The sequence below is a fragment of the Alistipes putredinis DSM 17216 genome (assembly GCF_000154465.1).
Lineage (GTDB): Bacteria > Bacteroidota > Bacteroidia > Bacteroidales > Rikenellaceae > Alistipes > Alistipes putredinis.
On the sequence record NZ_DS499580.1, the window covers coordinates 67,585 to 88,760 of the forward strand.

The window sequence follows — 21,176 nt, forward strand, 5'->3', positions numbered from 1 at the left end:
GGATATCCCTGTATTCTTTTTATTGTATGGTGATATCATCGATACAGATATAAGCCGGAGTATTCAAACCGTATGCTCCCGAATCCGAACCCTCGAAGTTGAATTTCACACTTTGCACCCCTTCGGCATTGATTTCCCAATAATCCCATGTCGTGATAGGATCAACCTGTTGTTGGCCGTTACGATAATCGGCTAAAAGACGTTTGTAAGTGCGGATCAGACCGCCATTCGCATCATAACATTCCAGATTCACTTGGAAATACCCTTTCATCTCTTTCAGAGGAGTCGCTACCCCCGTAGAACCGAACTGATTACCATAAGTAATGACACCATAAGTGTATGAGGTGTTGCAGATCCACAGGCCGACCAATTTCCGGGGAACATTGAAATAAAATTCCGGTTTAGCCATCCATGCCTGATTGTAAGCATCCACATATCCGTAAACGACACCGAAATTGGAACCGCTGTGCCCGGCTTCCTTATTCTGTCCTTCCGCTTCCACCGCAGTGTTATAGACAGAACATTGGTTTAGATAAGAATACCACCAGTCTCCGGTATTTCCCGACTGATTGGAGCGGATGTTCCAGTTGGAAAGTGCGATGCCGCCGCTGGAATACTCTGTGCTTCCACCTACAGTATTAAACATTGAAAGGAAGAGATATTCTTCCGGAGTATTGTCGTAAATGGTGGTTACTTGAGGATACCCTTGGTACGAATAAAGATTTTCTCCGGCCGAGGTAGGTCCTGCTAACATGCCGGAATCGAAATCGTCGAAAGTGATAGTCAAGGTACCGTCCGGATTTGTCACAGCACGGGTTTGCGGAGTTCCGGAATAAACCGGTTCCATCAAAAAGTCATCGTCCGAGCTACAGCCGGAGAACAAGGCGGTTGCGGTAAATAGACAGGCACCTGCCAGAAAGCGTAATTTTCTTTTCAAAGGTCACTCGTTTTAATGTAAAACATATTATTAACAAACACAAAAAAATCCCGTTCGTGCGGACTTACACGAACGGGAATATGTCTGTCTTCAAATATTGAATGGCCGATGAGCTATTCCTTATTTGATTACGACCTGTATATCCCGCAGGTGTAAATCTCATTCCGGTCATGGCAGGTCTTCTGACTCGTCCCGGTCATCGTGCCTTCCCGGTATTACACCAGTGGCAAAAGTTCGATGTCCGTTTTTGTGGACTCACAGCAGCGGGTACTGTCCCGGATTTTTACCGGGTTCCCTTTTCATTCGGAAGGCGTAAACCTCCCGAAACCATTTCCCGACTGCAAAATTATCTATATTACATATCAATTCCAAATAATTCATAATATTTATAATAAAACACACAAAGCATGACAACCGTACTGTTTTAATTAGAGCATTCAAGTTTACGACAAACGAAGACGGTAATTATCATACACAATATCCATAAACCAACAAAACAGCTTGCCATTTTCCATAACAATGCGTTCTGGAATAGATAACTGTTAGCTGCAATTATGCAAGCAAAAAAAGCAGACAGAATAATGACTATTAATATCATGCACCAGAAATTAATCCTATAAATTTATGGAAAACAAGTAAGGGAATGGAAGTTCCGTTGCCGCATGGATGCAGGTGAAGGACCTTCTCTTTTAACGTTGGATACGCCAATGCACGCCAACGGAAGACTCTGATATTATCTGTTTGGAAAGGATATAGGATGTGCGTTACTTTGTCGCATATTCAGAATCTTAAAAAGAATTTTAGTATGGAACTGACAATTATTGAAACAAGCGCGTATTAGGAGTTGAGAAAGCTGGTCAGCACGCTGGTCGTACAGATGGGCGACTTCCAGAAAAAGATTGCCCCGCCTGCGCCGGACAAGTGAATGGATGCGCAGGACGTATGTGATGGACTTATGCCCAAACACTTTCTGAAGAGTTTCCAGCAGCATCCCCTTGAGTATGGCCAGAACGGCAAATGCGTGGCGTCCGATGTGCGGGGTGACCTCGCCCCGGAGTTGCATTTCCTGCCTATGATTCCAAGACTGAGCCGCATGGCATTGTATTCACCTACCGGAAAGACACATTCGGGGAGTCTTTCTTTTCATCCGTACCCCTATATTTTTCAATCAGTTCGATAGCAATGGGCAATAATTTTACGACATACGCCACTCCCGTTTTTATACGGTTGCCCATCAGCCATGTACCGCCGTCGGAGTCGGTATGGATATTATCGTATGTTATGGCTTTCAAGTCCACATAGGAAAGACCGGTGAAGCACATGAACAGGAACATGTCGCGCATGGCACGCTGGCGTTTGTATCTCGGTTCTATATGGATTATCCTTTGCAGTTCCTCTTCGGAAAGGAAAGAACGCCTCTTGTATTCGGGCATACACTCGAATGATGCGAACGGATGAACCCGTATCCAGCCTTTTTCCTGCGCGATATACATCAGCCACTTCAAGGTATTGACACGCCCGAAGACAGTGGAGTTTGCCAAAGCGCATGTACCGAGCATCCAGTTGTAGTAATCCTCGATGAATGATTTCTCAAGTTCTTCGATGACAATATCCTCTGCATTCTTCTTGCTTTTCATGAAAAGCAGGAGACTCTTGTAATCGGCAACCAGACCGCAGTAGGTGCTTTCGGCTTTCTCTATGCCGATTTTCTTTTTATACGGTTCCAGCTGTTCCCTGAAAAGGTTCATAAGGGTGTGGCATTCCTCTGAGAAGCCGACATAGCGGTTATAGACTTTCTTGGCTGTAACAAAACTGTCGTGGTCGCAGATGTACTGGTAGTGCCTGGTGATTTGCGCCTTGATATTGTCAAGCTCCTGATTGAGTGTACGGGCCTCCTCGGACTTGCCTTTGGCCCGGTTGGTTTTGACGTCCCACAAAGCGAGGGACACTTCTTTCTTACAACTGAAACCGGCTTGGGTTCCATTGATGGTGATACGGCCCATAATCGGTGTCTTTCCGTTTTTTACAGACTGTTTATTCTCAAAACACTTAGCTATACATGGTCTGCGATAAGCTAAGAGAGATTCCCCTTACACAAAAGCATGGCATCTCCTTGTCGTATCTCGCCTTTATACTTTTATGTATAGTAGTCTACCGGATCGAATGAACAAGACCTATCCCATACATAAACCAATTTAGACTGCTATGTTATTTTTGAGGAAGAAGATGGAATGAGACCAGATACCCTCTTTAAGGCTGACTGTAAGTCGATTAAATGTAGAAAAAGATTGCTTTTGTCACAAGTAAAGTGTATATTTGCATTGAAAGAATCGTTCTTTGACAGAGGCAAAAGAAAACAGAATATTGTAATTCGCTCGTTTCTAAATCGTTACCTGATATTAGTTAAACAGAAATAACTGTTTAATTTTCAATTAGATAGAGATTGTATGATGTTTCGATTTGTTGCACGGGTTCGACTATACGGCCTTTTTCGGCAAATCCGATCTGGAACGGGCCAAAGCGATCAGCGGAGGAGTCGATTTTCTGCAAGCTCCCGAACGCGAGGAGCCGAAGAAGCTGTTTATCAAGGAGGCGCTGCTGTTGCGGCAGGCGTTGTCGCTCTGTCAGAGTTTGTTGAACTACGAGCAGCGTCTCGAAGCGGCCTATTTCGAAGCTGTGCGCACGCTGTTGACGCGCATCGAAGGCAAGGGCAAAATGTCGCTGCGCGAAATCAACGCACGGATCAACGAGCTGCTCAAACAGAGCATCAAGAGCGACGGTGTAATCAACCTCTTCTCCGACGTCGAGGAGGAGTTTTCGCTGTTCGATCCGAAATTTCTCGAAGAGATCTCCCGGATGAAGGAGAGAAACTTCGCCGTCGAACTGTTGCGCAAGCTGATTGCCGAATAGGTGCGAATTTATCAACGGACCAATACGGTGCGGGCCGAAAAATTCTCCGAGATTCTGTCCCGTGCCATGAGCAATTACCTCAAAGGGTTGCTGACCAACGAGGAGGTAATTCAGGAGTTGCTGAAAATCGCCCACGAGATCGCCCACGGCAAAGAATCCGACAAAGCGCTCGATCTGAACGACGAAGAGCTGGCATTTTACGATGCGCTGACCAAACCCGAGGCCGTACGCGATTTCTATACGAACGAACAGTTGGTTGCCATTACACGGGAACTGACCGATGCGCTGCGCTGCAACAAGACGATCGACTGGAACCTCAAGGAGAGCGCCCGTGCCGGTATGCGTCGGATCGTGAAACGACTGCTCAGGAAGTATGATTATCCGCCCGAGGGACAGGAAGATGCGTTGAGTACGATCATGAAGCAGTGCGACATGTGGAGTGAAAACAGCTGACGGATTGGCCGTCGGAAAAGCGTGATAACTCCGGTCTGCCGGGGAATCGTTATGTCTTGGATATTCCTCCTTCGGCCTTGCGGCTTCGTTCCGTGAATTTTCTGCTCATCGCTGTTTGCGAACCGTATCCTGTCGGTCTCGGATCGCCTTGCGGATTTGTCGCTGCTCGGCACTCACCCCTGCTGCATGGCCTGTTCGAGCGCGCCTACGATCCGCTCCTTTTCGCTGCTGCCGTCCGTGGAGAGACGCAGAAGCGGCAGGCCGATCTTGACGAGAATACCGTTTTTGCGCCGGTCGCGGGCGACCTGCACCTCGTCGAAGCGGTGGTGGAGCACGCCGTCCACCTCGATCCCCAGAATCGGCGTGTTGTCCATCCGGTTGTAGAGCAGAAAGTCGAGATGCGAGCGGCGGCGGACGAAGAGGCGCTCCTCGTCGGACAGCTCGACGTTCCGTCCGACCAGATCGTACAGCCGGTAGTGTCGGTGGACGCCGATGGCGGAAAACCGATCCTCCTCGGCGAGAATTCCTCCGATGAGCCGTTCGGCGATCCGTTCGGCCGGCGATTCGCGTTTCGCATCGGAGGCGAACCGCATGGCGGCGTACTCCGTATGCTGCCGCTCGATCCAGTCGCAGGTGGCGTCGATCTGGCGCTGATTGTAGATCCGGCCGTTATGGGAGTAGGTTTTCGAGGCGGTTGTCGTCAGGACCGTAAAGGGATAGTCGCCCTTCGGTTCGGTCATGATGAGCAGCTCGTTCCGGTAATATTTCCGGTTGCAGAAGTCGATGATGAGCGGATGGCAGCGGTAATGTTCGCGCAGCAGCGTGACGGGCAGCCGTTCCCCGAAGACCCGTTTGAAGGAGGAGAGGATGTTCTGCCGCACGTAATCGTAAGCGTCGGGCACCCGATGTTTGTCGCGCAGCTCCTCGGCCTTCGCCCTGAGCTGCTCCTCCACGATATGCGGCAGCTGCCGGCTGTCGCCGATGATGATGATATTCCGGCAACAGGCGCAGCAGACGGCCGCCGTGAGGATATCGACCTGCGACGACTCGTCGATGATGACATAGTCGAGCAGGTGCCCCGCGCCGATCGAAGCGCACAGCGAATGGGTCGTACTCAGCACGACCGGATAGCGTTCGACGAAGGTGCGGAAATGCGTCCGGTAGTTCTGCATCGTGAACGGGGGCCGCTCCTCTTGCCGCGCTTCGTTCAGGCGTTCGTATTTGCGGTAGAGCATATCGCGGAACAGCGCTTCCGACACCTTCCCGTATGCTTCGATCAGGCTCTTCGCACGCTGCTCGTCGGACGGTGCCCCGAGCCGGGCGATGCGGGCCGAGAGCTCGGCGATATAGGTTTCGTAGAACTTGCGATCGGCATAGGCGGGCAGCAGCTCCGCATCCGCGAACAGCCGCTTCCCGGGCCACGCGCCGCACCGGAACAGCAGTCCGGCCCGCAAAGCGAGCGACGGCCTTCCGCCCTGCCACCTCTCGGTAACGAGATGCCGGAACGACAGCGCACGCCGGCTGTCGATCGGACGGAAGAAACAGCGGTCGACCCGCCGCATCCGCGCTTCGTCCAGCGGTTGTTCCCACAGCAGATGACGGTACTCGCATTGGGCATAGGAGCGTTTCGTCCGCAGGTCGGCCAGCTCCGCGTTGACGCGGAAAAGCTCGTCTATGGCCGCCGACAGCTCGCCCAGCCGCGTTCGCAGGGCCGTGCGTTCCTCCGCCGGCAACCGCCACGTAGGGTCGGGCATGAAATCCTGCTGTTTGTCCGCGAAAAAGGCCTGCCGTCTGGTCCGGTTTCCCAGTTCGGCCATCAACGCCCCGTACTCGTATTTCGACAGTTTGTCGCGCACGTTGTCCACCGCCGCATTGTTGTTGGACACGACACCGACGGTTTTTCCCTGCATCAGCAGATTGGCGACGATGTTCAGAATCGTCTGCGTTTTTCCCGTGCCGGGAGGTCCCTCTACCACGCTCACCCGATTGCCCAGCGCCCGCTGCACGGCGAGTTTCTGGCTGGCGTTGCAGCCGAAGGGATAGACGAGGGCCACGTTGTCGACATCGCACGCCGCCGTCCGCCCGTTCAGATAGGCATACAGCGCCGTACGGGGATCCTGCGGATCGATGCGCTGCATCGTCTCGGCGAGCAGGGCGGCGATCGAACTTTTCTTCTCCCCTTCGGGAACCTCCTCTGCGGCTTCCGTATCGGTCTCCGACTCCAGAGAGGCTTTGGCTGCGAGAACCTCCGCGAAATAGGAAAGTAGCCGCTCTTTGTCTGCGGGGAGCGGCTGCGCATCGACCGCTTCGATCCGCGACTTCTCGATCGCCGGCGAACGCAAGCCCTCTCCGGCGCCCAGCCGGACATATTTCCCGTAGTCGAACAGCGTATCGTACGGCTCCTGCAACGTTCCGTCCTTGTAGATGCGTACCTGCCGGCGTGTGGCGAGCAGGGGATAACAGACTACATGCTCTTTGCGATAGCGGAATACCCGCGCCGCGCCGTAATCGACATACACATACGCTCCGGCCGGTCGCAGCCCGACGATCTCCGACGTCTTGTCAACGTAGGCGTCGCGCCGCTTGTCGTGTACGAAAATCAGTTGGTCGGTCATCGTTCGGGTCGTTTATCGGGAATTAAAAACCGCTTTACCCTCACAAAGATAGTCATTTTGCCGCGATGGGTAAGAAGATGATAATTGGTCCGGTATTATTCGCATTCGCGCGACCATAGCTCGTAAAGTTCGCGGCTGAGCGCGATGACCTGCTCGGAGAGGGCTTTCAGCTCGCGCGTGCGGCGCTCCAGAAGAAGCACTTGTCGCGGAATCGCCGTATGCGAAAAATGCGTGTTGACGGCCCGTACGATCTGGTTATAGTTGTTGCCCACGCGCTGTATCTGCTCGTAAAACTGATTCAGACGGGTCACATATCGGCCCAAGGTCGGGTCGATACGCACCACGCGAAACTCTTCGGCGAAGATTCTTTTGACGATAAACCGGCTGCGGTTGTGTTCCAGTCCAGCCTCCGCAAGCATCCGGCAGAAACGGATATTTTGCTGCTCATCGAGCCGGAACGAGTACTTGTAACTGGCTTTTCTCTCTTTGTGCTGTTCTTCCATATGTCAAGGTTTAAGGGGGCGCGACTCGGGAGCGGCACCCGGCCTCGCAGAGAAGGACCTTTGTCGGACAAACACCGGTTTGTCGGACAAAGGTACACCTTGCTACCGTCCGGCGACGGTAAATGCGTCGAGACGACGCAGGGTACGACCGATGGTTCGAACCCCTCGGCCCGCGGTGCTTCCCGGGCTGCAATATTACAACGCTTTTCGCTTGATAACAAGTCGTTTGATCGGCCTGGAACGGCCTCCATGCGACATACGTCGAAAGCATCCGAAGGGATACTATCTTCGCTCCGCGAGATGAATGACAGCCCTCCTGCTATCATGCGATGACAGCTGTCTGTCACGGATGTACTGCTATCGATGAAGTACTGCTATCATGGACGTATATCCATCATAGCTCCGATTCATTGCACGAAGTAATTCATTCACTGACTTCATTCCGTCACGGACGCAAGTCATTCACGATACGCATCAAACTTCGTTTTGCCGATTATCTCCGTAACGACCAAAGCGAGCGGCCCGATAAGGGCCGCTCGCTCCGTTACCGTGCCGTCGGAGTCGGTATGCAGCCGGCTTCGTGCTCAACGGCGGGGTAATCTTCTTTTCCTCGTGTCGATCCGTCCGAGACCTCGACGACCTGTTATTCGGCCGAAGCCGCCGACGCCAGCCGCTCGCCGAAAGCCTCCATCGCGCGGCCGATGACCGTCTCGGAGAATTTGGCGTAGTGGCGCGTCATGTTGGTGTTCGAGTGCCCGAGAATCTTGGCCAGCACGTCGATCGGCATTCCGTATTCGACGGCCATGCAGGCGAAGGTGTGGCGGGAACAATGGAACAGAATACAGGAAGCAAGCAGATGAAGGGATGAGAAAGGAAAACGTAATCAGTTGAATATGAGTAGTAGTTCCGTTTTTTGCTGAGATAAAGTAAAGCAAAAATGGACAGGATATTGCAGGTGTTCAGTTACCAGAGTGTTAGTTGTCCAGTTACCTGAACGGAATAGGTAACTAGCCGAACAATGAATAAACTGTCACAGAGGCTATTATTCACTGTATGTCAGCATTTTGCATATCAAAGGACGCTTATGAAATAGGTAATTTTGCCATTAAAAAAATAAGCGTATGAAAGTAGAAAAATTCAAGGTGTTGCTCTACCTGAAAAAGAGCGGTCTTGACAAATTCGGAAAGGCTCCGATAATGGGGAGAATAACGGTAAACAATACGATGGCGCAATTCAGTTGTAAGCTATCATGTACTCCGGAGTTATGGAATCCAAGAGAAAGCCGACTGAATGGAAAAAGTAAAGAAGCCGTTGATATTAATGCGAAAATTGACTGGCTCTTGCTTTCGGTCAATTCTGCATTTGATTCACTTGTTGAACGTAAGATTGATTTTGACGCAACTGCTGTCAAAGAGCTTTTGCAGGGAAGTGTAGAAACCCAGATGACTCTGTTGAAACGGCTTGATATGCATATAGAGGATATGCGCTCAAGAATCGGTATTGATGTGGCGAAAAGCTCCATGTCAACATACATTTACACCCGGAGGTATCTTGGCGAATTTATTCAAAAACGATTCAAGACAAATGATGTTGCTTTTGGACAGTTGAATGAACACATCCCATGGGAGTTTCAGGATTATATACTGAAGGACAAAGGACTTGCGGTAGATACGGTAAGACATTATCTGGCAATCCTGAAGAAAATCTGCCGGATTGCATTCAAGGAAGGACATGCGGAGAAGCGTTATTTTGTGAATTTCAAACTACCCCAAGAGAACAGGAAACCACCACGGGCTTTGAGTCGTGAGGATTTTGAAAAGATTCGTGATGTTGTAATACCACCGGAAAGAATCACTCATAATATAGCCAGGGATTTGTTTCTCTTTGCCTGTTATACAGGAGTTCCGTATGCGGATGCAGTTTCAATCACTGGAGATAATATATACAAGGACGATAAAGGCGACTTATGGTTAAAGTATCTGAGAAAGAAGAATGAATATCTGGCCCGCGTCAAATTGCTGCCGGAGGCTATCGCTCTTATAGAAAAATATCGTTCGAATGACAGGGAAGAACTTTTCCCGATGATACACCACCCCAATATGAGGCGACACATGAAAGGTTTGCGGGATCTGGCTGGCATAAGCTGTGACCTGGTCTATCACATGGGAAGACATACCTTCGGAAGTCTGATAACCCTTGAGGCTGGTGTTCCTATTGAAACAATCAGCAAAATGCTGGGTCATACCAATCTGACAACTACTCAGCTTTATGCAAGGGTAACTCCTAAAAAACTTTTCGAGGATATGGATAAATTCATCGAAGCAACGAGTGATATGAAACTGGTATTATAAATCAAGAAAGAATCATGAGAAGTACATATAAGCAATTGTATTATATAAACCGCAGTAAAGTCAAATCTGACGGGACTACATCAATCATGTGCCGTATTACAATAGACGGAAAGGCTGTTGTATTATCAACCGGGTTGTATTGCCAGCCGGAAGAGTGGAACAGCAAGAAAGGGGAAATCAAGAACAACAGACTGAACGGAATGCTTGGTGAATATAAGAAACGTGTAGATGAAACTTATGCTGAACTGTTGAAAGTAAACGGTGTCATCAGTGCAGAGTTGCTGAAAACAGCCATGACAGGAGCAGTTGACATCCCGAAGTACATATTACAGGCAGGGGAGGTGGAACGGGAAAATCTGAAAATCCGTTCCATTCAGATAGATTCAACCTCCAGTTACAGACAATCAAAAATGTATCATTACTATCTGGGGGAATACATCCGTTCTCTAGGCAAGGAGGACATGCTTTTTACAGATATTACCGAAGAGTTTGGCACCAATTTCATTTTGTATCTGAAAACAAATTATCCTCATAAGCCATCATACCGTAACCATTGTCTTTGCTGGCTGAAACGTCTGGTCTATCTTGCCGTGGATAACGGAATCTTGAGATATAATCCTTTGGATGATATAAAATATGAAAAGAAGGCACCTACAAAACTTATGTATATAAGCAAGAGCCAGCTTCAGGAGATAATGAGTAACCCAAAACAGAATCCATTACAGGAACTTGCAAGAAGAACCTTTATATTTTCATGTTTTTGCGGTTTGGCTTATGTTGATGTACGCAATCTCTATCCGCATCATATAGGTACAACTGCAGAAGGACGGAAATATATCAGAACATACCGCAAGAAAACAAGCGTTGAGTCATTTATACCATTGCACCCGGTAGCGGAGCAGATAATTTCCTTGTATAATATGACAGATGATAGTCAGCCCATTTTCCCGTTACCCATACGGAGTATGATTTGGTTTGAGATACAAGAATTGGGATTTTCGCTTCAGTTCAAGCATAACTTGTCATACCATCAAAGCCGTCATACTTTCGGTACCTTGATGGTTTCTGCCGGAGTTCCCATGGAAAGCATCTCAAAGATGATGGGACATACAAATATCAGAACTACACAAGGATACGCAAAAGTTACAGATGACAAGATTTCAGTGGATATGGATAAATTAATGGAGAAAAGAAATTTAATAAATGAAATAAAAACGTTTACTTAATTTTTATTGATGGAGTATACGGATAAAATAATATTGGAACTATATAAAGATTAGAAGCTGCCTTAAAAGATTAACGAATCGTTTTGCTAATAACGACTTATTCCTTTTAAGACAGCTTCTAGTGCTTTCTAATTACTTCCTTGCACACATGTCTGCCATCAACCAATCACTGTCTGGTCTAGTAATCAATCGTGCATTATTATATGCCATTTCCATTGTGAATATGGTCCTTCCTTCGTAATTGTTTACTTCTTTTTCTTTATCGTATTTATGGTTACATACAAGAGCTACGTCTATTGTTCCCTTATGCTCAAGTGCTAATGGAAGCAAAAGTTGCATTTTATGATCCTTGACATAATATACTGGAATAGCTGTTTTGTAGTTCCATGCTACACGACTTAGAGCTATATCTAGAGCATTACTGAAGCGTGTTGTAAGAAATTGTTTCCAATCATCATCTTCAAAAATCGCATCAGCTAGTTTTTTATAATAGGCTTCTCGTTGGGGTTTGGGCAATGCTGCTGGGTCTTCAATAAATTGGAAACCATCTGTTGCTCCTTTCTTTATAAATCCAACAGGAAGTCGTTCTATATTTTCTTTTATAAAATGATTCCAGTCTAAAGTTGGTCTTTGGGCAGTAATATCATAGAATAATTCACGGGGATCATCAAAATATTGAGCTCGTTTAGGTTTATATGGGAAATCTGTTATAATTTTTTGATAGTAACTATTTGCGGTCCCAAATCCTAAGAACACCCATGGTTGAATGACTGCCGGATTCTTACCATTATTTTTCTGAAAAAAGGCATAAATCGGGTCATAAATGTTATCTACCAATCCTGTATTCCAAACAGCATTGTCTTCATTAGTAAGAATTTTTAAAATTGGCTTTCTGACTTCTTTTTTAGATCTTTCTATCTCCTCTTCATCTTCGTATTGGAGTCGTTCAAAAGTGTAAGAAAGATAATTCTTTAGAATGGGTTTTGCCAACTTGTCTTTTTCATCATAATACCAACGTTCGTCTAATGCCAAATTGACAGCCAAGTCATTAATAGCAGCATCCCACCCTAAGATATCGGGTTTATCTTTGGGTTTGGGGAAATAGGCGAAATTACTAATAGATTCTCCTATGTAAGATCCTTGTTTTAGACTGAGAGTCTGGGATGACACCCTTATGGCTACCGTAGAAGTTGGTGATTTAATCCCTAATTTCTTTAAATCACGTGCTTTTACCGGAGCTTCATGTTTTGATGGATCTCCAATACGGAATTCGATACGCTTACGAAACAAACATTCCACAGCTTGTCGGATACCAATGAATCCCATTTTTAAATATTCATCTTTTGCTACTTTGGAGCCAATCGCAGCAAAAGGAATCCATCCATCATCATCAGAAACAACACTTGCGAAAGCTGCTTCTATCTTCTCTTTCAGTGCGTTTGTAATTTTCAAATAGTTAGGGGCGATACGAAAAGCCTTAAATACCTCACCCGTACCCTGGGGTTGATAACAAGGCTCATACTTTGCTTTTGGATAATAACTCTCCAATAATTTTTCTACGTCCAGAGGAACATTGTTGCGTTTCTCAACAAGTTTGTTAAAACAAGTTCTGAACTCATCATACCTTAAATAGTTTCCCGGTAATGTCGGGGTCAGCGCATAAGCGCCCTCAAGCAGAGCTCTAATTTCTAATTCTTCCATAAAAAATTAATTTTTATTTTGTTATGGCTATCATTATTGATAGCTTTTTCACTATGCAAACAAACAAATAGCGTGCCGTTATATTAATTGGGATATTTAATTAGCAATTGTTAACATTGCATTCAGGAAAACTGAAATCAGTCGCCCATTTCCTCGCCGTCCATAGAAGTTAGTACAGACTCTATTGAAAGCGAAAAGGTCTGGCGGCTTTGCCGTTTCGGGCTGAATCTTCCTCTTTCAGAGCGTATTCAGCCCGAAAACCTTTTCCCTTTCACGTCTGTACAATGGACGCCGACGGCAGCGGAAACAAGCGACTGACGGAAAAGTCAAAAAAAGATAAAACAGCATATAGATTGGTTCAAATAGGGCCTAATTCTATATGCTGTTATTTTATCATTTGGAAAGGCTGTTTTTTAGAAACACACATAAAATGGGCAGGCGGTCAACTGCACTCCCTCCAGAAAAATCAAAATCCCTACGTGTCCTTTGTGGAGCGTTTTGCGTGTCAGCTTCTTTTGTATCTGTACGCTTCCTTGTACCCTTTCATCAGTGCCTTTTCTATGTCGGAAGCCCGGTAGAGAATCTTGCCGCCTACCTGCGTGTAAGGCAGAATGCCGTTGTTGCGGTAGTCCTGCAAGGTTCTCCGGCTCACTTTCAGCAGGTATGCCACTTCCTTGTCCGTCAGCAGTTCATCGCCATAGGCGGACGGTTGCCGTTTTTCTAATAACTTTTCGAGCAGGGCCAGCAGCCTGTCGAAATTCGAGTGGAACGTTTTTACCCACTCATGGTCCTTTTCTCTGATTTCATTACTCATACGCGTTTGATATAGGGTTATACATTATTCTTGAAACTCGTTCAAATGGTCTTGCCTTTCCAGCGGGCTTCCTTACGCTTTTCCTCTACATTCCCGACCACTCGCTCTACATCGTCAGGACGGTAGTAAGTCCGGTTCCCGATTTTTGTAAAGGCAAGTGTCCCGTTATCCCTCAGGGTCTGCAAGGTTCTCGGACTGATACGCAACCTGCGGCAGACCTCGTGGTTGTCCATCCATTCACTTGTTTCCTTTCCGCCGTGTTCACGGCACAGACTTTCCACTCGCTGCACGAAGCGATCCAGTTTGGCGGCAATCTCCTCGAAAGTCCTTTTTTCAAAGCTGATGATTTCCATTGTCTTCATTATTTTCAGTTAAACATATATTCATATCTCCGGAACAGAACAGGTCTTTTACAGCCGATATGCCATCATGTCTCATAGTCCTATTCTCGGCAGGAAATGTGACCGTTTTATCTTGTTTCCACTGCAAATAAAAGCAGTAGAAATCACACTGCAATGGATTTTCAGACCGGTGACGATGCGTTGCCCGAAATGACATCATGTTACATATCAACTGTATACAATGAGCCTTCTTTATAAACAGAATCTTCTTGAACAATCCGGTATGTAGAAATCACTCCGGCAAATCACGGCAGTCAGCACCGACCGCCCAATCGGTATAGTGCACGAGATTACATAATTGTCACGGTATCTCCATTTGCTTGATTCTGTTCACTATACACACTTCCTTTGCTCACAACAATGAGTCAAGGTGCGCACCGAGACCAGTGAGTAAACCGATTAAAATCAAAAATGTATGGCAACAAAAAAGAAATTGACCAAAGAAGAATGGGAGGCCATGACAGGTACGGACATGTCACTCATACTCCCGTCAGATGGCAACATTGAAACTGTCCTGGAATCATCCTTGAATGATACCGGGAAAGAGAAGTCAGAAGGAACGGTAGAACAGACCGACTTCATATCCGAGAACCTGCAACCGTCAACAGGAAAAGAGGAAGCCGTTCCAACGTCTCAACGTCGTATAAGCACTAGGCAGAGGAAACTTTCTCTGGACGAATACAGGAAAACCTTTCTTCAGGTTCCGAGAATCGAAGACCGCAAGCCCGTATTTGTTAGCGGCGAGGTACGTGACAGGCTGGACGAGTTTGTCCGCAGGTTGGGAGGACGTAAAATGAGCGTTTCAGGACTGCTTGAGAACATCGCCCGGCAACATCTTGAAATCTATTCGGAGGACTTCGAGCAGTGGCGAAAGCTGTAACATTTTCCTGAATGACAGACTTGCTTACTGACTTCAGTCATTACAGTATTCAGACTGTCAGCAGCCGACCTGGGGGGGTAACGGACAAAACTTCAGTTTTGGGAGTTAGCGAGGTTATCTTTCGGGCATCCCGAAAAACCTCGCTCCACTCCCGAAGAGTGGAGGCAATCCGCTCCCGGTGGTCGCAGATTGTGAGAAAAAGAATAATCAGAAATCAAACGAAGAAAATATGAATGACAGAAAGAAAAACAGACCGAGGGGACGCCCCAAAATAAGCGGAGTGTGCAAACTCAGCAAAGCCGTTACAGTGAAATTCTCCAAGATAGACTACGAGCGGCTATGCCGACGCAGCAGACAGGCTAACCTCACGCTGGCGGAATTTCTCCGCGTATCAGCCTTTGAGACGACGATAACGGCCAGACACTCTGCCGAGGAGACGGCCGTCATACGCAGTCTTACGGGTATGGCGAACAACCTGAACCAGCTGACCCGGCTGTCCCATCAGACCGGATTCCACCGTACCCAAAGGACGGTAACAGAACTTCTGCAGAAACTCAAGGAGATTATTATCCGGTATAGGCACGGAGAAAGGAGGCCGTCATGATTGGAAAGATCAAGAAAGGGAAATCCTTCGGCGGCTGTATCCGCTACGTGATGGGCAAGGACAACGCGGAAATCATTGACTCAGATGGTGTATTGCTGGGAAATATCCGGGAAATAACGGACAGTTTCGACTACCAGCGGGAGCTTAATCCGAAGATAAAACAGCCTGTCGGGCACATCGCATTGAGTTTCAAGCCGGAAGACAAGGCATTGCTGACAGATGAATTTATGGCTAAAATAGCCCAGGAATATATGGAACTGATGGAAATAAAGAACACTCAGTTCATCCTGGTAAGGCATCATAACACAGACAATCCGCACTGCCACCTGGTCTATAACCGCATCGGATATGATGGCAAGGTAATCTCTTCCCAAAGCGATTACAAGCGTAATGAAATCGCCACAAAATTGCTTAAGGACAAGTACGGGCTGACATATGCGGAGGGCAAGGGCAAGACTAATGTGGAGAAACTCCATGCTTCGGAGCGTGTGAAATACGAAATCTTCAATGCCGTCAAGGCAGCTTTGAAGCATTCCAAAACATGGAAAGAGTTCAACGATTACCTGCTTCGCCGGGGTATCAGGCTGGAATTTGTAAAACGTACCAGGGAGATAAAAAAGCTGGAGGACATACAAGGAATCCGGTTCACCAAGGACGGACAAACCTTCAAGGCTTCGCAAATCAGCCGGGAGTTCAGCTTTGCCAGGCTGAATGCCCAATTGAGTTGGAAGACTTCGGAATCCCAACAGGCATCCGAACGCAAAGTGCAGCAAAGAATACCGGACGGAGGCCATCTTCTGGAAAGTACGGGACCTGGACTGTTCAGTCCAAAAAGCGACACCGCTCCCGAAGAGCCGTTACCTCAGGAAGAACTCTTGCGCAGACGCAGGAAAAAGAAAAGGAGGAAAGGATTCGGGCTGTAGCCTGTCCTTTCTTCATTCAAATTATTTATGAACATTAAAATTGTAGGAATATGAAATTGGAAGAATATATCGAGAGCATCTTTGGATGCCTGGAAAGAATCGAAAACAAAATCAACGGGCTGTCCGTTCCCTTACCGGAAGGTAACAGCCCGACAGTTAACAATGAAAAGGATGACTCCGTGCTGAATGAAGTCCTGAAAAGTCATGAGACATTTCGCAACTTGTTGGCTCGCTTGTACGAGGGACTTGCTGCCATTAAGAACGATATGGTTTCCATGGACAGGAAAAACTCGTCACAGGAAAGACTTGGACAGGTCTTGTCTGAAATGCGTAATGAACAGCGTCAGCACCAGGAGAAAGTGGAAGCCTTGTTTTGTGAGACCAATGACACAATCAGAAAGAATGCCGTCAAGACAAGCAACATCAACCATCATTTCAGCCTGAGTATAGAATCCCCTTACACTCTTTGGAGTTTTTTCGTGATGTTTGCAACAATCGTGGTCTTGTCCGTGGCTCTCTATTTTTCGGTGAGAACTGACAATGTACAGGCCGATAATGATCTGAAGTACCGTTATGTCAAGATGAAAGGAGATGCTACCCCCGAGCAACTTGTGAAACTAGAGAATCTCTTTGGACCGAATCGGGATAACGGACTGATCAAGCAGATGCGTGAGGACGTGGAGGCCTACGAGGAAGCGGTACGGAGACAGGCCACCCTGATCGAACAGGTACGGCTGAAAGAACAGGCTGCAAGAGAACTGGACAGCAAGGCGAAGTCCATCAAGGACAAGTCAATTAAAAAGTAAGCTTACGGCCAGTGTTAAGATAAAAATTAGACTTTATACAGCCATATAGCTCTTTCATTTATACTAATACTTCCCTGAAAGATGGGGCTTATATTTAAATAAAAGAGCCATAATACTGCCGTAGATAAAAAGTGTATATGTAATCAATCTTCTATACAAAATGGAAAAATCGGAGTATGCTGTTACAGTACCGAAGTTGAAAGAAACGCCAAATATCATGTAAATATCACATTTTACAGGTATTGGTTATCAGGCAATTACGAGCAGCGATTAGGCCGTTTTTCTTTTAAGATCGGAGCATGCTGTTACACTCCGCTCAAAACAGCCCAATAATGCTAGCTGAATCGGAGTATGCTGTTACAGTTTTGATGAATTTATTATCTTGAAGGAAAATCCTTCAAGACTATGGCTACTCAACCTAAAAAAATGAATATCATCAAGCAGGTCCTTACGGGTCACAAAAACGGATTGTCGGTCAGGAGAATGGCCGAAATGTACTCAATGAGTCCTACAACTGTGCAGCGCTATCTCAAGATGGCCAATGAAGACTCATTAGGTGTCGATGGTCTCTTGAAGTTGGAGGACCCCGAGTTGAACCATCGGTTCAATGGCGGAAATCCAGCCTATTGCGATGAGCGCTTTGAGGACTTCAAGAAACGACTTCCTCATTTTGAGCAGGAGCTTAAAAAGCCGCACATGACAACACATCTTCTTTGGGAAGAATACCGCAAAGACCTTCCTGAAGGTTACGGGTTGACCTAATTCCGTTTCCATCTGAGACAGAATGTGGTAGCAGTGAAACCTTCCACAGTGCTCAAGATGTTGCACCAGCCTGCCGGGAAGATGTATATTGACTTTGCCGGCGACAGGATGAGCTACGTCGATATGGAAACCGGCGAGGTTGTTCCTGTAGAGACGTTTGCTGCGGTTCTGCCATGCTCCGGTTACACCTTTATTACCTGTATTCCGTCGCAAGGCATAGAACATTTTCTTGGAGCTGTGGATGCCGCCATACGATTCTTCGGAGGCGCACCGCGCATCCTGGTACCAGACAACCTGCGTTCGGCCGTAAAATCCTTCGACAGGTGGTCTCCCGGTCTGACGGACGGACTGAATGACCTTGCCACGCATTACGGATGCTGCGCGCAGCCTGCCAGAGTAAGGCGCCCCAAGGACAAGGCCTTGGTCGAAGATGCCGTGCACAAGAGTTACAAGCGCATATACGCTCCGTTGCGGAACCGTCTCTTCCATTCCTTGCAGGAACTTAATACAGCAGTGGGAGAACTGCTTGAGAAATACAACAGCCGACGCATGCAGGGATGCGACTACTCGCGGGTAGAACGCTTCCTGGCTGTTGAGAAACCCGAGTTGCTCCCGTTACCCGGAGAACGTTACCAGATGAAACGGCATGCCTTGCTTACAGTCGCTCCGAACTGTTTTGTGCAGCTAGGAAGGGAACGGCACCACTACTCTGTCCCCAGCCGTCTTATAGGCAACAAGGTGGAAGTCATCTTTACGGATACACAGGTCAGGATCTATCATGACGGCAACTGCATTGCGACCCACATGCGTTCATTCAAACACGGTGGTTACACCTGGGTAAAGGAGCATCTGCCTTCACAGACACAGGCTTATTACGGGTACTCCCCGCAGTACTTCATAGACAAAGGATCCAAGTATGGGCCTATGGCTAAGCATGTCCTGCGTGAGCTCTTCTCTGCCACTGACAGACCCGCAGAAGTGTATTACCGCTCCGCGCAGGGCATCCTGGCTCTCGCCCGTGAGACAGAGCCTGAGCTTTTTCTTCTTGCGTGCAAGATATCCGTCCAGTACGGAAAATGCAACTATCCATTCATCAGCAATCTGGTGAAGTCCAAATGCCAGGGATACCTGATGCGGCAGGAAAAGGATGCAGAGTATCAAACATCCACCTTGCCATTGCATGAGAATATCAGGGGAGCGCAAGCTTACAAGTAATATATTATTATATCACCATAAAACGGCACAACAATGGAAAAAATCTTATCAGACCTCAAGGCTATGCGGTTGCCAGGAATGGCCCAGACATGGCAAAACCTCATGGAGGCTCACAAAATCAACTCAATCTCAATGGCTGACGGAATACGCATGCTCATCCAGGGGGAAAACGACATGCGTATGTCCAACCGTACGCACCGGCTCATCAAGAATGCCCACTTCCGTTATACAGTAGCGCTGGGTGAAATAGCCGCCGATTCGGCACGCGGCATAGATCAGTCACTGCTTAATGAGGTTGCCACATGCGATTACATCAGACATGGCTATCCCATCATCATTACAGGTCCTACAGGTACAGGCAAGAGCTGGCTGGCTTCAGCTCTTGGCCACCATGCCTGCCTATGTGGATACAAGGTTCGCTACTACAATGTGATGAAACTTTTCGAGGAGCTTACAATGGCCCGCATAGAAAGCAGGCTTCCTAAACTCTTCGAACGGCTTTCTCAGTATGACCTGCTGATACTCGATGACTTTGCCATAAAGAAGCTAACCGCAGAACAGGTACTCGACCTGATGGAAATCATAGAAGACAGACACGGAAACAAATCTACCATCTTTGCAAGCCAGTTGCCCGTAGCAAACTGGTATGAAACGCTCGATAGTAATGTCTCCGCAGCGGATGCTATCTTGGATAGAGTTGTAAATACCGCATCGAGATTTGCATTGAAAGGAGATAGTTTAAGAAAAAAACAATAACTTTGCCTCGTCAGAACTGTAACAGCATGGCCGTTTTTGCTGTAACAGTCTGCTCCGTTTTTACCATACAAAATTCGTAATCAGATAAAAATATATCAGATTTTATATACTTTCGCTTTTTGAAGAGTAGATTTAAAGGACTTTTAAAGAGGCGTATCATTACTCAATACAAAGCTTGATACGCCTTTTCTTTTAGAATGTTCAATTTTAATATTTTGCACACTATCATGTTCCATATAATGTTGGTTAATATCTGCTCTGTTATATATGTGATCATTAAAAGTATAATTTTATATGCAATCGCAATGCACAGAGCGATATTTATTGAGACATTTCTCAATTTTAGTCTTAATGCTCATTCTGTATCTATCTGGAGCTAGGACTTCAACATCAGGTCCAAAAGCTAGAATTAATTGGTCGAGTTCTCGTGTTGGTATTACTTTAATAGTAACTATGCACTTGTATTCATCAATAATTTTCTGTGAGGTGTGCAGTGGCTTTGAAACAATGTATTTAAATCGTTCTGAACTAAATTGCAAAATAATTGTTTCGGCTTCCTGTACTTCATAAGGCACCGATACCCCTACAATATCATCAAAGTAAGAGTTGAAATCCACAAGATCATTTTTACAGAATGGAACATCACTTCTAGTTATCCCTTCAATTCGGTCAAGGGCTCGGTTGACAATATAATCTTTCCCATTAATACGTCCGAATATGAACCATCTGTTATTATATTGTTTCATATAATATGGATGAAGCACATTCGTTGAACTAATGCCTGCGTGTGTTGTGTAGCTTACTTCGAGGGGCTGGTGATTGATTGTTGCGTCTATGAGAGTTGAAAGGTATTCAAGCCCTTTTAAACATGAGTTACACTGAAATGAAATAAGATTTTCTCTATCCGATTTTACTCCAAAACGAAGTTCTAGATTGGAGATAACATCTTCAAGCCAAGCATTACCAGTAACTCCACGATATTTACTAAGCATTTCAATTATCGAGCGTAAAGAGTTAACCTCGGTAACCGATAGACCATTCTGGAAGATTGAATAGTTTGGCTCAGAATATCTGTAGTAGCATTTCTTTCCTCCAAATGGTTTGGCATCAAGATAGATGTTATCGGGTAGCATCTTTCTTATGGCATTTAAGTCACCTCGTAACTGACGCAATTTGATGGTGGAGTCTGAACCTTCCAATTCATAAAGATGATTGTTGACTATTTCAAGGAGATCTTCGATAGTATATTTCTTATTCCAATCACTGAAGCATCTGTCCAGCACTTGATAACGATACTGAGCGTTTCTATTTTCTGACAT

General features: G+C 46.6%; 18 protein-coding genes, 2 pseudogenes and 1 riboswitch. Of the genes and pseudogenes, 10 read left to right on the plus strand and 10 right to left on the minus strand.

What is annotated here, in order from left to right:
* Positions 1–19: 19 nt before the first annotated feature.
* From ALIPUT_RS09080 to ALIPUT_RS09090, 3 genes are all read right to left on the minus strand, one after another.
* Positions 20–937 (minus strand): DUF4465 domain-containing protein, encoded by a 918-nt coding sequence (locus ALIPUT_RS09080; RefSeq protein WP_040293765.1) that lies wholly within the window; start codon positions 935–937, stop codon positions 20–22.
* A 155-nt stretch (positions 938–1,092) separates the two neighbouring features.
* Positions 1,093–1,284: riboswitch (cobalamin riboswitch) on the minus strand.
* 386 nt (positions 1,285–1,670) lie between these two features.
* Positions 1,671–2,000, minus strand: coding sequence for a site-specific integrase (locus ALIPUT_RS13290; RefSeq protein ID WP_004289226.1), 330 nt, complete (start codon positions 1,998–2,000; stop codon positions 1,671–1,673).
* Positions 2,001–2,046: 46 nt separating this feature from the next.
* Positions 2,047–2,940 (minus strand): phage integrase SAM-like domain-containing protein, encoded by an 894-nt coding sequence (locus ALIPUT_RS09090; protein WP_004289225.1) that lies wholly within the window; start codon positions 2,938–2,940, stop codon positions 2,047–2,049.
* 448 nt (positions 2,941–3,388) lie between these two features.
* Between ALIPUT_RS09090 and ALIPUT_RS12515 the strand changes: the two are divergent.
* Positions 3,389–4,300: pseudogene (locus ALIPUT_RS12515) on the plus strand (DUF3387 domain-containing protein); the annotation flags it as partial.
* Between the two features lie 173 nt (positions 4,301–4,473).
* Here the strand turns inward: ALIPUT_RS12515 and ALIPUT_RS09105 are convergent.
* The 3 genes and pseudogenes from ALIPUT_RS09105 to ALIPUT_RS12520 all read right to left on the minus strand — a co-directional run.
* A complete protein-coding gene (locus ALIPUT_RS09105; RefSeq protein WP_004329608.1) occupies positions 4,474–6,915 on the minus strand; it encodes an AAA domain-containing protein in 2,442 nt (813 codons plus the stop codon).
* A 95-nt stretch (positions 6,916–7,010) separates the two neighbouring features.
* Positions 7,011–7,418, minus strand: a complete 408-nt coding sequence (locus ALIPUT_RS09110; RefSeq protein WP_004329609.1) for a plasmid mobilization protein — start codon at positions 7,416–7,418, stop codon at positions 7,011–7,013.
* Between the two features lie 643 nt (positions 7,419–8,061).
* A pseudogene (locus ALIPUT_RS12520) lies at positions 8,062–8,250 on the minus strand (tyrosine-type recombinase/integrase); the annotation flags it as partial.
* A 289-nt stretch (positions 8,251–8,539) separates the two neighbouring features.
* Between ALIPUT_RS12520 and ALIPUT_RS09120 the strand changes: the two are divergent.
* The gene (locus ALIPUT_RS09120; protein WP_004329612.1) at positions 8,540–9,769 is read left to right on the plus strand and encodes a site-specific integrase; all 1,230 of its coding nucleotides are present in this window, start codon (positions 8,540–8,542) and stop codon (positions 9,767–9,769) included.
* Between the two features lie 14 nt (positions 9,770–9,783).
* A complete protein-coding gene (locus tag ALIPUT_RS09125; RefSeq protein ID WP_005652132.1) occupies positions 9,784–10,995 on the plus strand; it encodes a site-specific integrase in 1,212 nt (403 codons plus the stop codon).
* A gap of 132 nt (positions 10,996–11,127) precedes the next feature.
* On the opposite strand, the gene ALIPUT_RS09130 is transcribed toward ALIPUT_RS09125, so the two are convergent.
* The 3 genes from ALIPUT_RS09130 to ALIPUT_RS09140 all read right to left on the minus strand — a co-directional run bounded on the left by ALIPUT_RS09130 (position 11,128) and on the right by ALIPUT_RS09140 (position 13,872).
* Positions 11,128–12,696 (minus strand): DUF3825 domain-containing protein, encoded by a 1,569-nt coding sequence (locus tag ALIPUT_RS09130; RefSeq protein ID WP_004329614.1) that lies wholly within the window; start codon positions 12,694–12,696, stop codon positions 11,128–11,130.
* Between the two features lie 505 nt (positions 12,697–13,201).
* The gene (locus ALIPUT_RS09135; protein ID WP_004329615.1) at positions 13,202–13,510 is read right to left on the minus strand and encodes a helix-turn-helix domain-containing protein; all 309 of its coding nucleotides are present in this window, start codon (positions 13,508–13,510) and stop codon (positions 13,202–13,204) included.
* A gap of 41 nt (positions 13,511–13,551) precedes the next feature.
* Positions 13,552–13,872, minus strand: coding sequence for a helix-turn-helix domain-containing protein (locus ALIPUT_RS09140; protein ID WP_004329616.1), 321 nt, complete (start codon positions 13,870–13,872; stop codon positions 13,552–13,554).
* A gap of 454 nt (positions 13,873–14,326) precedes the next feature.
* On the opposite strand from ALIPUT_RS09140, the gene ALIPUT_RS09145 reads away from it, so the two are divergent.
* The 7 genes from ALIPUT_RS09145 (at position 14,327) to istB (ending at position 19,857) form a co-directional block, all read left to right on the plus strand.
* Entirely contained in the window at positions 14,327–14,791 is a 465-nt protein-coding gene (locus ALIPUT_RS09145) for a DUF3408 domain-containing protein (protein WP_004329617.1), read from the plus strand.
* A 229-nt stretch (positions 14,792–15,020) separates the two neighbouring features.
* Complete coding sequence (locus tag ALIPUT_RS09150) at positions 15,021–15,395, plus strand: plasmid mobilization protein (protein WP_050751518.1); 375 nt, start codon at positions 15,021–15,023, stop codon at positions 15,393–15,395.
* Positions 15,392–16,318, plus strand: a complete 927-nt coding sequence (locus ALIPUT_RS09155) for a relaxase/mobilization nuclease domain-containing protein (protein WP_004329619.1) — start codon at positions 15,392–15,394, stop codon at positions 16,316–16,318. Before ALIPUT_RS09150 ends, ALIPUT_RS09155 begins: the two co-directional genes overlap by 4 nt.
* 50 nt (positions 16,319–16,368) lie before the next feature.
* Positions 16,369–17,124, plus strand: coding sequence for a hypothetical protein (locus tag ALIPUT_RS09160; protein ID WP_004329620.1), 756 nt, complete (start codon positions 16,369–16,371; stop codon positions 17,122–17,124).
* A gap of 405 nt (positions 17,125–17,529) precedes the next feature.
* Complete coding sequence (locus tag ALIPUT_RS09165) at positions 17,530–17,886, plus strand: helix-turn-helix domain-containing protein (protein WP_004329622.1); 357 nt, start codon at positions 17,530–17,532, stop codon at positions 17,884–17,886.
* 57 nt (positions 17,887–17,943) lie between these two features.
* Positions 17,944–19,101 (plus strand): Mu transposase domain-containing protein, encoded by a 1,158-nt coding sequence (locus ALIPUT_RS09170; protein WP_004329623.1) that lies wholly within the window; start codon positions 17,944–17,946, stop codon positions 19,099–19,101.
* A gap of 33 nt (positions 19,102–19,134) precedes the next feature.
* Complete coding sequence (istB, locus tag ALIPUT_RS09175; protein ID WP_004329624.1) at positions 19,135–19,857, plus strand: IS21-like element helper ATPase IstB; 723 nt, start codon at positions 19,135–19,137, stop codon at positions 19,855–19,857.
* Positions 19,858–20,147: 290 nt separating this feature from the next.
* Here istB and ALIPUT_RS09180 read toward each other — a convergent pair whose 3' ends face one another.
* Complete coding sequence (locus tag ALIPUT_RS09180) at positions 20,148–21,176, minus strand: helix-turn-helix transcriptional regulator (protein ID WP_004329626.1); 1,029 nt, start codon at positions 21,174–21,176, stop codon at positions 20,148–20,150.

Bases quoted from the DNA above. Each gene is read 5' to 3' on its own strand.
- ALIPUT_RS13290 (WP_004289226.1), bottom strand. From the start codon at position 2,000: ATGCAACTCCGGGGCGAGGTCACCCCGCACATCGGACGCCACGCATTT.
- ALIPUT_RS09090 (WP_004289225.1), bottom strand. From the start codon at position 2,940: ATGGGCCGTATCACCATCAATGGAACCCAAGCCGGTTTCAGTTGTAAG.
- ALIPUT_RS09105 (WP_004329608.1), bottom strand. From the start codon at position 6,915: ATGACCGACCAACTGATTTTCGTACACGACAAGCGGCGCGACGCCTAC.
- ALIPUT_RS09110 (WP_004329609.1), bottom strand. From the start codon at position 7,418: ATGGAAGAACAGCACAAAGAGAGAAAAGCCAGTTACAAGTACTCGTTC.
- ALIPUT_RS09120 (WP_004329612.1), top strand. From the start codon at position 8,540: ATGAAAGTAGAAAAATTCAAGGTGTTGCTCTACCTGAAAAAGAGCGGT.
- ALIPUT_RS09125 (WP_005652132.1), top strand. From the start codon at position 9,784: ATGAGAAGTACATATAAGCAATTGTATTATATAAACCGCAGTAAAGTC.
- ALIPUT_RS09130 (WP_004329614.1), bottom strand. From the start codon at position 12,696: ATGGAAGAATTAGAAATTAGAGCTCTGCTTGAGGGCGCTTATGCGCTG.
- ALIPUT_RS09135 (WP_004329615.1), bottom strand. From the start codon at position 13,510: ATGAGTAATGAAATCAGAGAAAAGGACCATGAGTGGGTAAAAACGTTC.
- ALIPUT_RS09140 (WP_004329616.1), bottom strand. From the start codon at position 13,872: ATGAAGACAATGGAAATCATCAGCTTTGAAAAAAGGACTTTCGAGGAG.
- ALIPUT_RS09145 (WP_004329617.1), top strand. From the start codon at position 14,327: ATGGCAACAAAAAAGAAATTGACCAAAGAAGAATGGGAGGCCATGACA.
- ALIPUT_RS09150 (WP_050751518.1), top strand. From the start codon at position 15,021: ATGAATGACAGAAAGAAAAACAGACCGAGGGGACGCCCCAAAATAAGC.
- ALIPUT_RS09155 (WP_004329619.1), top strand. From the start codon at position 15,392: ATGATTGGAAAGATCAAGAAAGGGAAATCCTTCGGCGGCTGTATCCGC.
- ALIPUT_RS09160 (WP_004329620.1), top strand. From the start codon at position 16,369: ATGAAATTGGAAGAATATATCGAGAGCATCTTTGGATGCCTGGAAAGA.
- ALIPUT_RS09165 (WP_004329622.1), top strand. From the start codon at position 17,530: ATGGCTACTCAACCTAAAAAAATGAATATCATCAAGCAGGTCCTTACG.
- ALIPUT_RS09170 (WP_004329623.1), top strand. From the start codon at position 17,944: ATGTTGCACCAGCCTGCCGGGAAGATGTATATTGACTTTGCCGGCGAC.
- istB (WP_004329624.1), top strand. From the start codon at position 19,135: ATGGAAAAAATCTTATCAGACCTCAAGGCTATGCGGTTGCCAGGAATG.
- ALIPUT_RS09180 (WP_004329626.1), bottom strand. From the start codon at position 21,176: ATGTCAGAAAATAGAAACGCTCAGTATCGTTATCAAGTGCTGGACAGA.